General features: G+C 56.7%; 17 protein-coding genes. 6 read left to right on the forward strand and 11 right to left on the reverse strand.

Going from position 1 to position 15,760, the window contains the following annotated elements; genetic code table 11:
• The first annotated feature begins 29 nt into the window (after positions 1-29).
• The 3 genes from B3K78_RS01040 to dnaB all read left to right on the forward strand — a co-directional run bounded on the left by B3K78_RS01040 (position 30) and on the right by dnaB (position 2,899).
• The gene (locus tag B3K78_RS01040; protein ID WP_286693972.1) at positions 30-848 is read left to right on the forward strand and encodes a hypothetical protein; all 819 of its coding nucleotides are present in this window, start codon (positions 30-32) and stop codon (positions 846-848) included.
• A gap of 35 nt (positions 849-883) precedes the next feature.
• The gene (gene rplI, locus B3K78_RS01045; protein WP_204996201.1) at positions 884-1,330 is read left to right on the forward strand and encodes a 50S ribosomal protein L9; all 447 of its coding nucleotides are present in this window, start codon (positions 884-886) and stop codon (positions 1,328-1,330) included.
• Positions 1,331-1,480: 150 nt separating this feature from the next.
• Positions 1,481-2,899 (forward strand): replicative DNA helicase, encoded by a 1,419-nt coding sequence (gene dnaB, locus B3K78_RS01050; RefSeq protein WP_286693973.1) that lies wholly within the window; start codon positions 1,481-1,483, stop codon positions 2,897-2,899.
• Between the two features lie 42 nt (positions 2,900-2,941).
• Here the strand turns inward: dnaB and tatC are convergent, their stop codons facing one another.
• From tatC to B3K78_RS01100, 10 genes are all read right to left on the reverse strand, one after another.
• A complete protein-coding gene (gene tatC, locus B3K78_RS01055) occupies positions 2,942-3,709 on the reverse strand; it encodes a twin-arginine translocase subunit TatC (RefSeq protein WP_286693974.1) in 768 nt (255 codons plus the stop codon).
• Complete coding sequence (tatB, locus tag B3K78_RS01060) at positions 3,706-4,158, reverse strand: Sec-independent protein translocase protein TatB (RefSeq protein ID WP_286693975.1); 453 nt, start codon at positions 4,156-4,158, stop codon at positions 3,706-3,708. Before tatB ends, tatC begins: the two co-directional genes overlap by 4 nt.
• A 3-nt stretch (positions 4,159-4,161) precedes the next feature.
• A complete protein-coding gene (gene tatA, locus B3K78_RS01065; RefSeq protein WP_204996204.1) occupies positions 4,162-4,401 on the reverse strand; it encodes a Sec-independent protein translocase subunit TatA in 240 nt (79 codons plus the stop codon).
• A gap of 15 nt (positions 4,402-4,416) precedes the next feature.
• Positions 4,417-4,779, reverse strand: a complete 363-nt coding sequence (locus B3K78_RS01070; protein WP_286693976.1) for a phosphoribosyl-ATP diphosphatase — start codon at positions 4,777-4,779, stop codon at positions 4,417-4,419.
• Entirely contained in the window at positions 4,769-5,176 is a 408-nt protein-coding gene (gene hisI / locus B3K78_RS01075; protein ID WP_444804250.1) for a phosphoribosyl-AMP cyclohydrolase, read from the reverse strand. The genes B3K78_RS01070 and hisI overlap by 11 nt, the downstream gene beginning before the upstream one ends.
• Before the next feature lie 34 nt (positions 5,177-5,210).
• On the reverse strand, positions 5,211-6,842 hold the full coding sequence (gene ubiB / locus B3K78_RS01080) for a ubiquinone biosynthesis regulatory protein kinase UbiB (RefSeq protein ID WP_286693977.1): 1,632 nt from the start codon (positions 6,840-6,842) through the stop codon (positions 5,211-5,213).
• Between the two features lie 14 nt (positions 6,843-6,856).
• Positions 6,857-7,471 (reverse strand): ubiquinone biosynthesis accessory factor UbiJ, encoded by a 615-nt coding sequence (locus B3K78_RS01085; protein ID WP_036256368.1) that lies wholly within the window; start codon positions 7,469-7,471, stop codon positions 6,857-6,859.
• Between the two features lie 8 nt (positions 7,472-7,479).
• A complete protein-coding gene (ubiE, locus tag B3K78_RS01090; RefSeq protein ID WP_204996208.1) occupies positions 7,480-8,229 on the reverse strand; it encodes a bifunctional demethylmenaquinone methyltransferase/2-methoxy-6-polyprenyl-1,4-benzoquinol methylase UbiE in 750 nt (249 codons plus the stop codon).
• An 86-nt stretch (positions 8,230-8,315) separates the two neighbouring features.
• Positions 8,316-8,984: a replication protein P gene (locus B3K78_RS01095; protein ID WP_286693978.1), complete on the reverse strand. Its 669-nt coding sequence runs from the start codon at positions 8,982-8,984 to the stop codon at positions 8,316-8,318.
• Positions 8,893-10,035, reverse strand: a complete 1,143-nt coding sequence (locus B3K78_RS01100; RefSeq protein ID WP_286693979.1) for a DnaT-like ssDNA-binding domain-containing protein — start codon at positions 10,033-10,035, stop codon at positions 8,893-8,895. The genes B3K78_RS01095 and B3K78_RS01100 overlap by 92 nt, the downstream gene beginning before the upstream one ends.
• A 77-nt stretch (positions 10,036-10,112) precedes the next feature.
• On the opposite strand from B3K78_RS01100, the gene radA reads away from it, so the two are divergent.
• Positions 10,113-11,474 carry a DNA repair protein RadA gene (gene radA, locus B3K78_RS01105; protein WP_286693980.1) on the forward strand — a complete coding sequence of 454 codons (1,362 nt, stop codon included), beginning with the start codon at positions 10,113-10,115 and terminating at the stop codon, positions 11,472-11,474.
• A gap of 21 nt (positions 11,475-11,495) precedes the next feature.
• Here the strand turns inward: radA and B3K78_RS01110 are convergent, their stop codons facing one another.
• Positions 11,496-13,961, reverse strand: coding sequence for a penicillin-binding protein 1A (locus B3K78_RS01110; RefSeq protein WP_286693981.1), 2,466 nt, complete (start codon positions 13,959-13,961; stop codon positions 11,496-11,498).
• Between the two features lie 170 nt (positions 13,962-14,131).
• On the opposite strand from B3K78_RS01110, the gene pilM reads away from it, so the two are divergent.
• Complete coding sequence (gene pilM / locus B3K78_RS01115; protein WP_286693982.1) at positions 14,132-15,199, forward strand: pilus assembly protein PilM; 1,068 nt, start codon at positions 14,132-14,134, stop codon at positions 15,197-15,199.
• A complete protein-coding gene (locus tag B3K78_RS01120) occupies positions 15,199-15,759 on the forward strand; it encodes a PilN domain-containing protein (RefSeq protein ID WP_204996212.1) in 561 nt (186 codons plus the stop codon). The genes pilM and B3K78_RS01120 overlap by 1 nt, the downstream gene beginning before the upstream one ends.
• Position 15,760 lies beyond the last annotated feature (1 nt).

The following is a 15,760-nucleotide window of genomic DNA, read 5'->3' on the forward strand; positions in this document are numbered from 1 at the left end:
TAGTCATGCGCCCCCTTGCAGAATTTATTATGAAAGGGCGCCTCCAGGCGGTGGCAGTTGCCGGTCTGGGGATAGGTAGTTTGATGTTTGCCTGGGTAGGGGCTTCAGCCGCTGCCTTGGTTACCCTGAGAAAGGGAATGACCGAGGGCGCCTTTGTTGTATTTTGGGCGCTTTTACCGGCCATCGCCGTTGCGTTATACGGCCAGGATGTCGGCCCGCTTTGCATGCTGTTAACCACAGCCGCAGCAGCAGAAGTACTGCGTAGCAGTCGATCCTGGTCTTTAGCACTTGCCAGTGCTGTGCTGGGTGGAATGCTCAGCGCCTTTGCCCTGTATCACGGGGCACAGGAATACCTGGCGGGAATTTTGGCTACCGTGCAGCCGATGTTGGATCAGCTTCAAGCGCAGTCCAGCAATGCGTTGCCCCAGATACTGACCGGCGATATTGCGGCAGTGATTGGCGGCAGCACAGTGTTGTGGAGCGTGTTAGCGCTTATGCTGGCGCGCTGGTGGCAAGCACTGTTGTACAACCCGGGTGGGTTTCGCGAAGAGATGTGGTCTTTGCGCCTGCCAGCGGTACTGACCGTTGTGTTCGTGGCAGTGATGCTACTGGTGAGCCAACTGGGCGAAGTGTACCGCTTCTGGGGCGTTATGTGTTTGCTGCCACTGATTGCTGCGGGGCTGTCACTGGTGCACGGGGTGGTGGGTCGTCTTGCCTTAGGGCGTGTATGGCTAGTGGTGTTTTATATCGCGCTGCTGTTGTTAGGGCCGCTGTGGGCGGTGCTGATTTTGGCAGCGATTGTAGATAGTTGGATTGATATCAGACGGCGTTTGCCGACGGCCCAATAGGCCTCGAGACAGACGCGCAGAAGAGGGTTAGAACCATGCAAGTGATTCTGCTTGAGAAAATTGGCAAGTTGGGTGACCTGGGCGACCAGGTAAATGTGAAATCCGGTTACGGCCGTAATTTCCTGATTCCCTTCGGTAAAGCAGTTCCTGCCACCGAAGACAATGTAGCGACATTCGAAGCGCGCCGCGCCGAGCTGGAAGCCGCTGCTGCTGAAAAGCGTGCAGAAGCTGAAGCACGCGCAGCGAAACTGGCTGAAGTGGCTGTTAACATCGAAGCGAATGCGGGCGAGGGCGGCAAACTGTTCGGCTCTATCGGTACTCGCGATTTGGCTGAGGCGATCACTGCTGCTGGCGTTGAAGTAAGCAAAAGTGAAGTGCGTATGCCTGAAGGTCCCATCCGTGAGATTGGTAGCTACGAAATCGCTATCCAGGTTCACAGTGATGTGATTCAAAACGTTGCCGTAACGGTTGTTGCTGAGTAATAACTCGCCAATCAATGGTAGCAGCGGGCGGTGAGCACTGCCCGCAATGCTGTGTCCTGTTAATGGGGTGCGGTGAAAAAAGCGCGCGTGGCCTTGCTGGTCGGCGCGTTTTTTTTTTGCCACAATGGCCAACCAACCTGAGCAGTGAGTGTGGCTGTGCAAGCTGACGCCTATCCAGAATCTGAATCGCCGCCGGAATTTGAAGACGGTGACTTCGCGAAATTGAAATTGCCTCCGCACTCTCTGGAAGCGGAGCAGTCGGTGCTGGGCGGCTTAATGATTGCCGGTGAAGCTTGGGACTCGGTTGCCGATATGGTTGGCGAGGGCGATTTCTTTCGCCCCGAGCACCGTCTGATTTACGCCTGTATGAGTCAGCTGGTCGAGCAAGAGCAGCCGATTGATGTTGTCACCTTGGCGGAAACCCTGGCGCGCAACGGGCAACTCAAAGAGGTGGGTGGCACCGCCTACCTTGCCGAAATTGCCACCGGGACGCCGTCGGTCGCGAATATTCGCGCCTATGCGCAAGCCGTGCGCGAGCGCTCGATCTTTCGTTCGCTGATCTCTGCGGCCAACTCCATTGCCGATACGAGCTTTAACCCCGAGGGGCGAAGCAGCGACGAAGTACTGGACGAAGCCGAGCGTCGCATTATGCAGATCGCTGAGGAGCGCCCGAAAGCGGGCGGCTTGGAGCCGATCAATCCACTGTTGAAGGAAGCCGTTGATAAAATTGACGAGCTATTCAACAACGACGATGCAATTACCGGTTTAAGCACGGGCTTTGAAAAACTCGATGAGATGACCTCTGGCTTGCAGAAGTCGGACCTGGTCATCGTCGCTGCGCGACCATCGATGGGTAAGACGACGTTCGCCATGAACCTGGTGGAAAACGTCCTGTTGCGATACGAGCAACCGGTACTGGTGTTCAGTATGGAAATGCCAGCCAGCCAGCTGATGATGAGGATGTTGTCGTCAGTGGGTAAGATCGACCAGGGCCGGGTGCGCAGCGGCAAGCTGGAAGAGGAAGATTGGCCGAAGCTGAGCGCGGCGGTAAGTAAGTTGAAGGATCGGCCGCTGTTTATCGATGATACCGCCGCATTGACCCCCACCGAGGTGCGCTCGCGGGCGCGCAAAGTGCTCCGCGAGCATGGCAGTATCGGCATGATCATGCTCGATTACCTGCAGCTGATGCAGGTGGCCGGCAAAGGAAGCGAGGGGCGAACTGCGGAAATCTCCGAAATATCGCGCTCGCTCAAAGGGATAGCAAAAGAATTCGACTGCCCGGTCATCGCGCTGTCACAGCTTAACCGGGCACTGGAGCAGCGGCCCAATAAGCGCCCGGTGAATTCCGACTTGCGGGAATCCGGTGCGATCGAGCAGGATGCCGACGTCATCATGTTTATCTATCGTGATGAGGTCTACAACGAAGAAACGCAAGATAAAGGCGTTGCGGAAATTATTATCGGCAAGCAGCGTAACGGCCCCATCGGAACCGCGAGATTGAGCTTTATTGGTAAATTTACGCGCTTCGAAAATCTCGCCTTTGGCGATTACGACGACCCCGGTTACTAAGCCCAGCCTATCAGGTGACACTGGGCCAAGCCCCGTCTCCGTTCATAGAGACGGGCGCTGGTCTTCCCCGTTCGTCGCAGGCCGCGACTGAATAAAGCGGCCAAAGAATATTCCCACTTCAAACAGTAGCCACATTGGCAGCGCCAGTAGCATCTGCGAGATAACGTCTGGCGGTGTTAGCAGCATACCCACGACAAAACAGGCCACCACCACGTACGCACGCTTGGCTGCGAGCTTTTCAGCGCTGGTTACGCCGGCGCTAATCAGTAAGACCGTGGCGATGGGGATTTCAAAGGCAATGCCGAAGGCCATAAAGAGCTTCAGTGCGGTGTCGAGAAAGCGCGAAATATCGGGTGTATAGGACACGCCTTCCGGTGTGATACTGCTGAAAAAGCCAAACACCAGTGGGAATACCACAACATAGGCAAAGGCCAGCCCGAGATAGAAGAGCAGCACGCTGGAAAACAACAGCGGCGCGGCAATACGCTTTTCGTGGCGATACATGCCGGGGGAGATAAAGGCCCATATCTGGTGAAGAATCACCGGGATGGCCAGGCAGACCGCCGACACAAGTACCAGTTTAAAGGGGGCGAGGAAGGTGGAGGCAACCTCGGTGGCGATCATGCCGCTGCCTTCTGGCAGGTACTGTTGCAATGGCTGCGAGACGAAGGCATAGATCTCGGAGGAAAAGGGCATAAGCCCCAGTGCGCAAATCAGCACTGCCAATACGATTCGCAATAAGCGGTCGCGCAGTTCAGTGAGGTGGGCAATCAGGGGTTGGCCTTGATCTTGGTCAGCGTCGATACTCATGGCGCGGGGTCGCTGCCTTTTTCTTTAGTGGGGGTGTTATTACTGGCGTCGGGGGCTGCTTCTGGGGCGGCCTCTGTCGCTTCCGGGGCAATGGAGTGCTCGTCCAGCGCGGGCTCGGACGTGTCGTCCTCGGCGTCCTGCTTCGCATTGGCGCGGCTTAGCGAGCGCTCAACAGAGCGGATGTCGTCGGCGGCACTTTCAAGGCCGTCTCGCAGGGATTGCTTGCTGTCTTCCAGCGAAGCCATTATCGACTCATTGTGGAGCTGTCGGCGGATTTCATCGGCGCCGACCTCTCGTTCGATTTCCTGTCGAATGCTGGTAAAGCTTCTGCGCAGCCGTCCTAGCCATAAGCTGATTGTTCTCACTGCGGTTGGCAGGCGCTCGGGCCCTAATACCAGCAGACCGAGTACAGCGATCAGCAGCAGTTCGGCAAAGCCGATGTCAAACATGGTTTATTTTGACTCGCTTTTTTGTTCGCTTTGCTCGGCTTGAGCACTGTTGGCTTCGCCGTCGGCCTCTTTTTGCTCAATGTTTTTGGCCTTGTCGTCTTCGCCATCAAGGCTGTCTTTAAAGCCTTTTACGGCGCCGCCGAGGTCGCTGCCGATATTTTTAAGCTTCTTGGTACCAAACAACAGCACCACAATTGCCAGAATGATCAATAGTTGCCAGATACTAATACCACCAAGTCCCATTGCTACTTACCTCACTTATTGTTTGTTGTTGCCGCGCTGTGCTTTTTCATCATGGCCGGAAAGCCCAAAGCGCCGCGCAAGTTCATGTAAAACATCGCTGTGGTCGATGCCCAGGTGTTGAAGCATAACCATCGTGTGGAACCACAGGTCTGCGGTCTCATAGATTACGTCTTGATGGTTGCCACTGTGCTCGGCATCCTTGGCGGCGATGATCGCTTCCACGGATTCTTCGCCGACCTTTTCCAGAATTTTGTTGAGCCCCTTGTGGTACAGGCTGGCTACATATGAGCTGTCGGCGTCAGCGCTTTTACGCTCGGCGAGCACCGCATCTAACTCACTGAGTATCGATGTATCCGCGGCATCAGAATTACTTGTCATAGATCTCTTCCGGGTTCTTTAGTACCGCTTCCTGGGTTTGCCACTGCGCCTCTTTCAGGCTGCGATAGAAGCAGCTCTGGCGCCCTGTATGGCAAGCGATGCCGCCTATTTGTTCAACCTGCATAAGAATTGCGTCGCCGTCGCAGTCTAGCGCGATGTCATGAAGCGTTTGTGTATGGCCGGAACTCTCACCCTTGCGCCACAAAGCCTGGCGCGAGCGCGACCAATAAACGGCGCGTTGCTCGCTCACGGTCAGTTCAAGCGCTTCGCGATTCATCCATGCCATCATCAGCACGCGACCGCTGTGCACGTCTTGTGCAATGGCAGCGACCAAGCCAGCGTCATTCCATTTGACCTGGTCTAACCACTGTTTACTGTCTTGCCGCTGCATAAACATACTGCCTTCGTTTTCTGCGTGCGCCTACTTTACATTAGCGCGAGCGAATTAAGAAATATAAACCGGCGCCTAGCAAGGCGAGGCTCGCGGTGGGCAGTGACTGCAAGCCAAGGCTGATTTCCGGATCGGCGATCAATGCGGCGGCCAGCAGGGCGACGATACCCAGTCGTTGGTTTCGCGCGCGCCTGTCGCGTTGCTCAGCCTGTTTTTCCGCCTGTTGTAATTGCAGGCGCAGTGCGTCGTTTTGCGCTTGCTGCGGCGGTTGGCCGCGCTCAAGCAGCGTCTCGGGTAATTGCGGAAGTTGCTCCAGCCAGCCGGGCAGTCGGTGGCCGACGCGCTTCAGCATACTCTGGGGCGAATAGCGGTCGCGGATCCAGCGCTCCAAAAAAGGCATGGCGGTTGCCCACAGGTCGAGCTGCGGATACAGCTGGCGCCCCAGGCCCTCTACATTCAGCAAGGTCTTTTGCAACAGCACCAGCGAGGGTTGTACTTCCATATCGAAGCGGCGAGCAGTTTGAAACAGGTATACCAGCAACTGGCCGAAGGAAATTTCTGACAACGGTTTTTCAAAAATCGGTTCGCTGACGCTGCGGATGGCGGCTTCAAATTCGTGAACTTTGGTGTGCGGAGGCACCCAGCCGCACTCGACATGGAGCTCTGCGACTTCGCGGTAGTTGCGCTGGAAGATCGCCAGTAGGTTGCGCGCTAAATAGTACTGATCGAAGTCGCTGAGGCTGCCGATAATTGCGCAATCAATAGCGATGTACTGCGGCGACTGAGGGCGGCCTTCGGCAACGAAAATATTGCCGGGGTGCATGTCCGCGTGGAAAAAGCTGTCGCGAAAAACCTGGGTGAAGAAAATTTCCACGCCGCGCTCGGCGAGCTTCTTCATATCCGTGCCCTGTGCGTTCAGGGTCTCCACATCGGTAACGGGGATGCCGTGAATGCGCTCAATGACCAGCACGTTGCGGCGGGTATAGTCCCAGTAGACCTCGGGCACATAAAGAATATCTGAGGCGGCGAAATTGCGGCGCAGCTGCGAGGTATTGGCGCCTTCGCGCTGTAGGTCCAGCTCGTCATAGATGGTGTGACGATAGTCTTCAACGACCTCCTCGGGGCGAAGGCGGCGGCCATCGGGGAGGTGGCGGCGGACAATGCGAGCAATGCTCTGCATTAACTGGATGTCTTTGCCAATCGTGGTTTCGATGCCGGGGCGAACGACTTTAACGACGACCTGCTCGCCGGTCTTCAGCGTTGCGCAGTGCACCTGGGCAATGGAGGCCGAGGCCAGCGCGTTGCGATCGAAAGAGGCAAACACGTCATCGACGCTTTGGCCCAGCGCTTTTTCAATTACGGCGACCGCCTGGTCGCTGGGAAAAGGCGGTACGCGGTCTTGCAGTAATGCGAGTTCTTCGGCGATGTCGTCGGGCAGCAGGTCCCGCCGGGTAGAGAGCAGTTGGCCGAATTTGATAAAAATCGGCCCCAGCGACTCAAGGGCTAAGCGCAGTCGCTGCCCTCGGCTCAACGCCGGTGCAGGGCACAGGCGCCAGGGGCCGCAGCGCAGAAGTAGGCGCAATCGCAGTGGCAGTTTGTCCTGGGGAAGCAGCAAGTCGATGCGATAGCGACAGACGATAATGAGTATGGCAAGCAACCGGCGCAGGCCCATTCGGTATTCCTTTGTTACTGAGTTTTCAGGCGCTGCTGTAGGCGACGAAGTTTCGCTTCGAGACGCTCACTGCGGGCGTTCAGGTCGTCGATATCTTTGAACATCGCTTCTGCCTGCAGGGGGTGGGGCAAGAGTCGACTCTCTTCTAGTAAAAAGTCTTCAAGCTGGCGGCGCAGGTTTTTCCCGGTCCCGCTCAGCCAGCGATGCCCGGCGCGCAAGCCCCGGCCAATTTGGTGTGCGGCAACGTCGCCAAAGGCCTCGGCCAGTGGGTGTTCCCAGTCTAGTTGCAATTCGGCCAGTAGCTTGCGCAATGCCAGCAGGGGGGCGGTGTCGCCGCTGACTTGAATATTGCCGTTAATCAACGCTGCCGCCGGATCGTCAGCGGAGGCGACGGCGGCGAAGTCTCGCCAGTGCCCTCTCAGTGCGGTGCTCGGTGATTGTGGTGCGTGCAGCCCCAGTTTTAGTCGCTTGCCGTTAATGCTGAGCCCGATATTCAAGTCGGGCTCGCGCAGTTCCAGGGCAAAGCTTTCGCCATCGAGCTCGGCGAGTTTGGCGGCGCTACTCGGGTCGAGCTGCAGTGCTCGGTTGACCGCGTCCTCCAGCCCTGAGAGGGCTGCAGTGCTGATCATGGGGGGGATCACGGCTTGACGCCCCGGTGAACGGCAACCACGCCGGCCGTCATATTGTGGTAGCGGACCTCGGCAAAACCGGCTTCGGCCATCATTTCCTTAAGGGTTTCCTGGTCCGGGTGCATACGAATGCTCTCGGCGAGATAGCGGTAGCTGTCTTCGTCATTGGTGATGAGCTTGCCCATGCGCGGCAGAATGTCGAAGGAGTAGCGGTCGTAGACCTTGCTCATTAATTCATTGGTCGGCTTGGAGAATTCCAACACCAGCAAGCGCCCGCCTGGCTTCAGTACGCGCAGCATAGAGCGCAGCGCGGCGTCTTTGTCGGTGACATTGCGCAGGCCAAAGGCGATGGTAATGCAGTCGAAGCTATTGTCCGGGAAGGGCAGGCACTCGGCGTTGGCCTGCACATACTCAATATTACCGACAATGCCGCGATTGGTTAGTTTTTCGCGGCCCACCTGGAGCATTGAGTCGTTGATGTCGGCAAGCACAACCTTGCCTTCACTGCCAACTAAACGGCTGAATTTGGCCGCCAAGTCGCCGGTGCCGCCTGCGATGTCGAGCACGCTATTGCCGCGTCGGACGCCGGAAAGTTCAATGGTGAAACGCTTCCAAAGTCGGTGAATGCCCCCGGACATGAGGTCGTTCATTAAGTCGTATTTGCCGGCTACCGAGTGAAATACGCCGGCTACCATGTTTACTTTTTCACCGCGGTTGACGGTTTTAAAACCGAAGTGGGTTGTTTTGTCGTCTGCCATAGTCTTTGTCCCGAGGGGCGTGGGGCGCTGATCGCGCGCGTGCGGCGATATTGTATCCGCTGCGACGGCGGCCTGCACGGCCGTTGTTAGATATTCAATTTACTGCGCATTTCCCGCATACGACGGCGCTGTTCTTCCGGTTCCAGAGGCTTTGCCTCCGGTGCGGGGAGCGCCTCTGGATGCGGGGGTTCTAGTGTGTGACCGCTGCGCACCTGCTCGCACAGCGCCTGGTAGTGGCGCTTGTAAACCGGGAAGGCCTGCTGCTCGGTATTGTTTGCCAGAAAATACCAATCGCTTTTGCGTCCAGCGTGGTAAACCGCAGGGTGGGACCAGCGGTATTCATTTTTGGGTGAGGGCGCTCTGCAAGCCTCTACATAGGCGCTGTGGGGGTCTGGCAGGCCCAGTGCTTGGTCGTCGGGTTCGCAGTATTTCAAAATGCCTTTGATCGTCGGCAGGAATTCAGACTCGCGAATAGCGCGATGACAGGCTGCGGTAATTTGCTCTGGTGGAATATGGCAAAGGTTGCTGAACCAAAGCTTCTTGGCATAAGAGAGCTTTTCGGCGTTTGCGAAGGCTTTGTTGTATTGGTTGTGATAGACGAGCTCAAACTCCGCAAACATGCGGTTGATGGCGTCGATAACAGCGCTCTTATCCGGCAGTGGCTTAGAGGCCGTCGGCCCAGCTTCGGTCGGTGTGTTTGTCGATGAAGCCAGTTGCCGCTTGGCTTGATCCAGAAGCTTTTTGCTGTCGTGCATCGTATTTGTCCAGTTGGTGACTGTGTGCCCAGCGATATTTTACATGCTGTAGAAACTTTGTATTCCAGGAGCGTTGGGTCTGGCCGCTGTCACGCCAGAACAGTATAAACTCGGGAATCTGCTCGCGGGCAAAGTCGGCATCGATCCTCGCCATGCGCAAAATTTCAAAGACTTCCGGGCTGGGCTGCCAGTCGTTGCGAATCGGCACATGGGCTTGTTCGTGGCTGACGGCATTCGTGTATCGCGCCCACTGCAATCGAATATGTTGTAGGAATCGAGAGTTCCAGTTGCTATCTTGCGTGCCGCGCTCGCGCCAGTAAAGAATGAACTCGGGAATGGCGTCTTCAATGAAGTGCTCACTGATGCCGTCGCGCAGCAGGATGTCGAGAGCGTCTCGGCTGGGGCGCCAGAGATTGTCGATGACTTGGTGCCGGGCTTGCTCTATTTCAGCGTATTGCTGTTTTTTCCAGCGGCGGCTGACGTACTGGCTAAATGTGCTGCTCCAGGAGCTTCTGGCTTCGCCGCTTTCGCGGTAGTGGGCGATGAACTCCGGTATACACGCTTCGATAAAGTGGTTGCTCACCCGGTTGAAGCGGGTGAGGTATTCCACGGCGGCGGGGTCGGGGCGCCAATCGGCACTAATAAGCTGGCGTCCGGGAACGGCCTGGGTGGGTGCGCTGCTGCGCACTGCCGGTTCGGGCCGTGTTGATGCCGGCCGAGCTGGGGCGTTTTGGGGCGCGCCGGTTTGCTGAGCGGGCATGGCAAAGCGAATGTTGCGGGCATTGCTGATCAGCGCGCCGCCGATAATAATGAGCCCCTGGTCGTGGAGTTGTTGAAGCAGGCGGTCAATATCGGCGCTTTGCCAGAACGGCAGTTGTTCTTCGAGCCGCTGGCGGTCAATAAGCAACCAGTCTTGACCCTGGCGTGGGCGGACTTCCAGCAGGGGCTGCCAGTCGGCGAGCAACTGGTATAGCAGGGCGCACTCCAGGCCAATGGTTGCTGCCAGAGTGGGCGATACCAGTAGGGGTCTTTCCAGTAGTGGCGCCGACATGAATCATTATCCTCGCTTGGCAGAGTATTGTACGGGCTAGTCGCCTGTTCTGTCAGCACAGCAGCGGAGCACAAAGTATGGCGAAGGCCAAAACAGCCTATGTTTGTAGTGATTGCGGTTCCGACCATCGCAAGTGGCAAGGGCAGTGTCAGGACTGTGGCGCCTGGAATACGCTTACCGAGGTGCGCTTGGCTGCGGCAGGTGCCGCCTCGGCGCCTGCTGGGCGCCAAGGCTATGCCGGCGCTGTTGGCGAACTGCAAAGTCTGTCGAGCGTTCAAATAGAGGATTTACCGCGAATTGCTAGCGGCTTTGAAGAGCTGGACCGGGTGCTCGGCGGTGGTTTTGTACCGGGTTCGGCGGTGCTGCTTGGCGGTCACCCCGGGGCGGGGAAGAGCACCTTGTTGTTACAGGTGCTGTGCCGCTTGGCGACGCGCAGCCGCTGTTTGTACGTCACCGGGGAGGAGTCACTGCAGCAAGTGGCCTTACGTGCACGCCGTCTTGGTTTGTCGGCAGAGGAGTTGCAGTTGTACTCCGAAACCAGTCTGGAGGCGGTATTGGCGCAGGCGAATCAGCACCGGCCGTCGGTGTTGGTGGTCGACTCGATTCAGGTATTACATAGCGAGCAGGTGAGTTCGGCGCCCGGCAGTGTTTCCCAGGTTCGAGAGTGCGCCGCGGCGTTAACGCGCTTTGCCAAGCAGACCAATACGGTGTTGATTATGGTCGGCCATGTGACCAAAGACGGTGCGCTGGCTGGCCCGAAGGTGTTGGAGCACATCATTGATTGCTCGATTATGTTTGAGGGCGGCAGTGACAGCCGTTATCGCACCCTGCGCGGCCATAAAAACCGCTTTGGCGCGGTGAATGAGCTGGGCGTGTTTGCCATGACTGAGCAGGGCCTGAAAGAGGTTAAGAACCCGTCGGCGATTTTCCTGAATCGCGGTGATGTGCAGGCGGCGGGCAGCGTGGTGATGGTGGTGTGGGAGGGCACTCGCCCTCTGTTGGTAGAGATCCAGGCGCTGGTTGATGAAAGTAATTACGGCAATCCCCGTCGGGTTGCGGTGGGGTTAGAGCAGAACCGCTTGGCGATGTTGCTAGCGGTGCTCCACCGTCACGGAGGATTGCAGCTCGGCGATCAGGACGTGTTCGTCAATGTGGTTGGTGGCGTCAAGGTGCTGGAGACCGGGGCTGACTTGGCGCTGCTGTTCGCCATCGTATCGAGTTTTCGCGACCGCGCCTTGCCCGAAGACTTGGTCGTTTTTGGCGAGGTGGGCTTATCGGGGGAAATTCGCCCTGTGCCCAGTGGGCAAGAGCGCCTTCAAGAAGCGAAAAAGCACGGCTTTAGCCGCGCTATCGTGCCTAAGGCGAATGCTCCCCGCGGCGATATCGCAATGGATGTCGTCGCGGTCAGCACGCTTGCCGAGGCCATCGAGGCAATGTAACGCTGCCTCGCTGCGGCGCCTTTAGAACAGTTCTATCGGCTCGCCGCTGTCTTCTCCATAAGGGTTGCTGCCACCGCTGCTTGTGTTCACAGTAGTGGGCGCATTCTCTGCCCGGAAGTATTCAAAGATTGCATTGCTCTGCCCCGGCGCGGCCAGGGTGCCGGTTTCCGGGTCAATACGCACCGACACGATACCCTCGGGTTGTTTTAGGTAGCGCTCCTGGCGGCCCTGCAGTGCGACTTTCATATAGTCGATCCAGATTGGCAGGGCAACAGAGCCACCGTACTCGCGGCGGCCGAGCTTCTGGTTTTGGTCGAAGCCGACCCATGTGGAGGTGACCACGCCGCTGCTGTAGCCAGAGAACCAGGCGTCGGTTGGCCCGTTTGTGGTTCCCGTCTTGCCGGCAGCATCGCCGCGTTTTAGGACTCGGGCTTTGCGCCCGGTGCCGCGTGATATAACGTCCTTGAGAATGCTGTCGATAAGGAAGACAACTTCCTCGTCGATCACTCTCTCTGCCAGATCCTGCTGGCCGGCGGCGGTGTCGGCATGGAGGTCATCCAAAGAATCTGCTTCCACCATGCTATCGATGTCGTCGAGCCTGTCCAGGCCAGCTTCGCAGTTGCGGCAGGCGACTTTCGGTTCGGCGCGGTAAAGGGTGTTGCCATCGCGGTCGATGATTTGTTCTATCAGCCACGGCGACACCTTATAGCCACCGTTGGCAAACGTGGCGTAGCCGGTAACCACGTCGAGAGGCGTCAGTGAGTGGCTGCCCAACGCAAGAGAGAGGTCTCTTGGGAGGGTGCGGCCGTCGAAGCCAAAGCGGGAGACGTAGTCGATGGCGGTATTGATTCCCAGCTCTCGTAAGAGTCGAATCGATACCAGGTTCCTGGACAGGTACAAGGCTTTGCGCAGTCGCATTGGGCCGTTAAATTTGCCGTTGGAGTTGCTCGGGCGCCACGTTCCCCCCAGTGAGGCGTCATCGAATACGATGGGGGCATCATTGATGATGCTTGCTGGTGTAAAGCCATTGGCCAGTGCAGCGGTGTAAATAAAGGGTTTAAACGCTGAGCCTGGTTGCCGGGCAGCCTGAGTGACGCGGTTGAATGAGCTTCGCTGATAGCTGTAGCCGCCGACCAAACTGAGAATGGCGCCGGTGTCTGCGTCCAGTGAAACCAGCGCTCCCTGAATGGCGGGTAGCTGTGAAAAAATCCAGCGCTTGGGGAGTGATGAACTCATGCGCAGTCTGACAACGTCGCCAGGGGCGATAAGTTCATCTACGGATTCCACTTCGTAGCTATTTCGGTCTTCATTAATATACCGAACGCTGCCGGCAAAACCCTGTTCCCAGTCGAGGGTGGTTTGCTCGCCGGTGGCGAGTAAGAATGTTGCGCTCTGACTCTCTATGTGGAGAACAAGGGCTGGGTGCCAGGGGCCGATGGCGCCAATGTCGCGAAGCTTGTCGCTAAAGTGCTCGCGCTGTTGTTCGTTGAAATCGGCGGGGAGCGGCCATTGTTGTTCAGGGCCCCGATAACCGTGGCGACGATCGTATTCGATAACGCCGTTTATAACGGCCTGGTTTGCGGCAGTTTGTAGGGTGCTGTCGACGCTGGTGATGACGCTGTAGCCGTTTTCATAGGCATCGCGGCCATAGCGTTTCAGCATTTCGACGCGGACCATTTCGGCGGCGTACGCGGCACTGACGTCGAGTTGTGTACCGTGTCGGCGGGCGGTGATGTTTTGCTGTTTAGCCGCTTGGTAATCGGCTTGGTTGATATAGCCCAGCGCAAACATTCGGCCGAGTATCCAGTTTCGGCGAATCCGGGCTCGCTCTGGGTTGGCAACAGGGTTGTAGGCCGATGGGGCTTTGGGTAGTCCGGCGATCATTGCCATTTGGGCAAGGCTGAGTTCCTTAATGGACTTGCCGTAATAAGTTTGCGCGGCGGCCTCGATGCCATAGGAGTGGTTGCCGAGAAAGATTTTGTTGAGGTAGAGCTCGAGGATGTCGCCTTTGCTGAGTTTGCGCTCTATTTCGATGGCGAGAAAAATTTCGGTGAATTTACGCGTGAAGGTGCGCTCTTGGCTCAAAAAGTAGTTCTTTGCGACTTGCATGGTAATGGTCGAGCCGCCGGTTTGAATGCTGCCGCTGGTGATCAACTGCGATGCCGCGCGCAGCAAACTGGTGAGGTCGACGCCGCGGTGTTGGTAGAAGCGGTCGTCCTCGGCGGCCAGAAACGCCTTGATGAATGTGTCGGGGACTTCTTGAATGCTGACCGGTGAGCGGCGTTTTTCGCCGAATTCACCGATAATCTGGCCGTCTCTGCTATATATACGCAGAGGTGTTTGCAGCTCGACATCGCGTAATTTTTCCGCCTCGGGGAGCCGTGGCGCTATGTACAGGAAGGCGGCGCAGAACACCATGACAGCGCCACAGGCACCAAGGAGTGCCAGAAGGCTAAAAGAACGTAACAGCGAAGTAGTGCGAGCCATATTTTTCCAGTTATGCCAATGGGCTTTTAAAACGCGGACAATAGGATACCCAAATCTGTGACACTATCCGGGTATTTTTTTCATAACTATTTGCGCAATGGTATACACTGGTATTTAATCTTGCATATAAGAATTCGCCCTAAGTCCACGATGTAAATAGGAAAATAACAGTGCTAGATGGCTTGTTAGGCGGTCAAAAATCTCGCAATTTGCTCGGTGTAGATATCAGTTCCAGTGCGGTAAAAGTGCTGGAGTTGAGTCGTAGCGGGGAAAAACTTCGCGTTGAAAGCTACGCCGTAATGTCGCTGCCGCCTCAGTCCGTGGTTGAAAAAAATGTGGTTGAGGTCGAAGCCGTCGGTGAAATCATTAAGGCCGTATACAACCGCTCTCGGAGCAAGGTGACCAAGGCCGCGGCCGCTGTGCCCGGGTCTGCGGTGATTACCAAAATGCTGCGAATGCCCGCTGATATGAATGATAACGCCATGGAGGCGCAGATCTCCCTGGAAGCTGATCAATACATCCCCTATCCGCTTGATGAGGTGGCGCTGGACTTCGAGGTTGTTGATGTTGCCGAGGACGAGCCGGATCAAGTTGAAGTCATGCTGGTGGCCTGTCGCCGAGACAACGTCGATAGTCGTGTTGAAGCGCTGGAGATCGGTGGTCTGGAACCGAAGGTGATGGACGTTGAGGCCTACGCGGTGGAGCGCAGCTTTGAGCTGATGGCGCCGCAGATTGGCGTGGATGAAAATACCGTTGTCGCGATCGTCGACATCGGCGCGAGCATGACCTCGCTAAGCGTGATCGTCGATGGTGAGACGGTATACACGCGCGACCAAGTGTTCGGCGGTCGCCAGCTCACCGAGGAAATTCAGCGTCGCTACGGCTTGAGTGCCGAAGAGGCGGGATTGGCGAAGAAGCAGGGCGGCCTGTCGGATGACTACGACAGTGAGGTGCTGGCGCCCTTTAAAGAAGCCGCCATTCAGCAGGTTTCGAGGTCTTTGCAATTTTTCTTTTCGGCGAGTCAATACAGTGCTGTTGATACTATTTTACTCGCCGGCGGCGTTGCCGCGATGCAGGGTTTGGCTGAAATGGTCGAAGAGCGCCTGGGCGTAAATACGGTGGTTGCGAATCCCTTTGCCAATATGGCGATTGCCTCAGGAGTCGATGCCATGCGCTTGAGCAATGATGCTCCTGCCATGCTGGTGGCTTGCGGTTTGGCGCTGAGGAGTTTCGACTGATGGCGAATATTAACCTTTTGCCCTGGCGTGAAGAGCGCCGCCAGCTAATCAAGAAACAGTTTCTTATTATTCTGGGTGCCTCAGTGGCGGTTGCCGCACTGCTGATCATGCTGACGATGAGTATTTTTAACAGCGCCATCAGCGGCCAGGAAGGCCGTAATCAGTATTTGCAAAGCCACATAAAACGCATAAACAAAGAGGTGGCTGAAATTCGTGATCTGGAGCTGCGCAGGCAACAGCTGCTCGACAGAATGAATATTATCCAAAACCTTCAGGGCACACGCCCGTTAATTGTGCGGGTTTTTGATGAGATGGTTCGCACGCTACCTGACGGCCTGTTCTTTACCTCTGTGGTTCGCTCCGGCAATCGCATCGATGTTGAAGGCATTGCAGAGTCGAATAACCGGGTGTCGAGCCTGATGCGTAAATTAGACGCTTCCAGCTGGTTTTCCGAGCCAAACCTTACGGCGGTGAAGGCAGCAGAGGAATACGGTGATCAGGCGAGCAACTTCAAGCTTTCCTTCCGTATCAGCGCCCCTTCCCCTGAGAAGGAGAAATAAG

The organism is Spongiibacter sp. UBA1325 (genome assembly GCF_002306875.1).
In the GTDB taxonomy this organism is placed as follows: domain Bacteria; phylum Pseudomonadota; class Gammaproteobacteria; order Pseudomonadales; family Spongiibacteraceae; genus Spongiibacter; species Spongiibacter marinus.